This is a genomic window from Halorubrum sp. Atlit-26R (assembly GCF_003666015.1).
Classification (GTDB): Archaea; Halobacteriota; Halobacteria; order Halobacteriales; family Haloferacaceae; genus Halorubrum.
This window is the reverse complement of sequence record NZ_QPLT01000122.1, coordinates 1-955: the sequence shown is the minus strand read 5'-3', so window position 1 is coordinate 955 and position 955 is coordinate 1. Positions and strand designations below refer to the sequence as shown.

Genomic DNA, 955 nt, shown 5'->3' with positions numbered 1-955 from the left:
CTAGTCCATGTTCTTGCGAGCCGATGTCCCGACTGGACATGGTGGGACTACTCATGACCAACTCAGAACAGCGGATAGCGACCGAGACAGCACTAGAGCTGCTGACCAACCAGCAGCGACAACAGATCCTCCGCCAGGTGGCTGACACACCCGACGGGATGACTGTCGACCAACTCACACAGCACCTGCGAGGGGCGGATTCACTCCAACCGGACGGTAACGGTTCTGTAGAACATCGAGGTATCGAGCTTCACCACATTCACCTGCCGAAGTTACAGGAAGCGAACGTGATCGAGTACGACACCGATCAGGGGATCGTGCATCGCGGCCGAGAGTTCCAAGACGTTCTCGATCTGCTCGCGGTCATCGACGATCACCGAGAAGAGACTTCGCCGACGCTCTCCTGATCGCTCATTCGCTCGATAGGCCGCAGAACCTATCCGTCGTCTTCCTCGCTGGGCCCTCCATCGACGTGGACTTCTATGCTTCCGTTTCCGCTCACCGAAACGGCGGTGTCAGCGTACCGGAAAGAGACCGTTGCTGATGATGACTGTCCGTTGAGAAGTGCGTCGAGTGCATCCGCATCGAGAGTTTTCTGTAGCGGTGGGAGCTCCGTCGTGGGCCGGTCAGTGGCTGCAGCAACTGCTTCGACCACCATCACACTGGGCTGGTCCGACTCCGTCCAGTTATGACGAACTGTTGGTGGTCTCGCCTCTGTGCTGTCGGTCTGGTCGGAGGTCGCCGAGTCGTCAACTTTGTTCGTGTCGTCATCCATTAGCTATCACCAGTTGTCGTGGAAGAAGCGACAGCGGAGGCAACTACCATTGCTTCTGGTTCTGCATATTGAACTTGGGTCTGTATAGAGTTGTTGTGAGTATCTGAGTTACTACTTCTCTTGCGAGTCGCGATTGTTGTCGAGCTGCCAGGTGAACAGCGTTTTCAATATTACGACAAG

2 protein-coding genes are annotated in these 955 nt (G+C 55.8%); one reads left to right on the top strand and one right to left on the bottom strand.

Translation table 11 applies throughout. The features are described 5' to 3' along the window. Nucleotides 1–407 (top strand): hypothetical protein (locus DVK07_RS19675; RefSeq protein WP_233565539.1); only part of this gene is annotated, 407 nt, incomplete at its 5' end. Nucleotides 408–436: 29 nt separating this feature from the next. Here DVK07_RS19675 and DVK07_RS19670 read toward each other — a convergent pair. Next, nucleotides 437–775 (bottom strand): HalOD1 output domain-containing protein, encoded by a 339-nt coding sequence (locus DVK07_RS19670; protein WP_121598526.1) that lies wholly within the window; start codon nt 773–775, stop codon nt 437–439. Nucleotides 776–955 lie beyond the last annotated feature (180 nt).

What these genes read in the sequence shown, in the direction of transcription:
- DVK07_RS19670 (WP_121598526.1), bottom strand. Translation starts at nt 775, where the DNA reads ATGGATGACGACACGAACAAAGTTGACGACTCGGCGACCTCCGACCAG.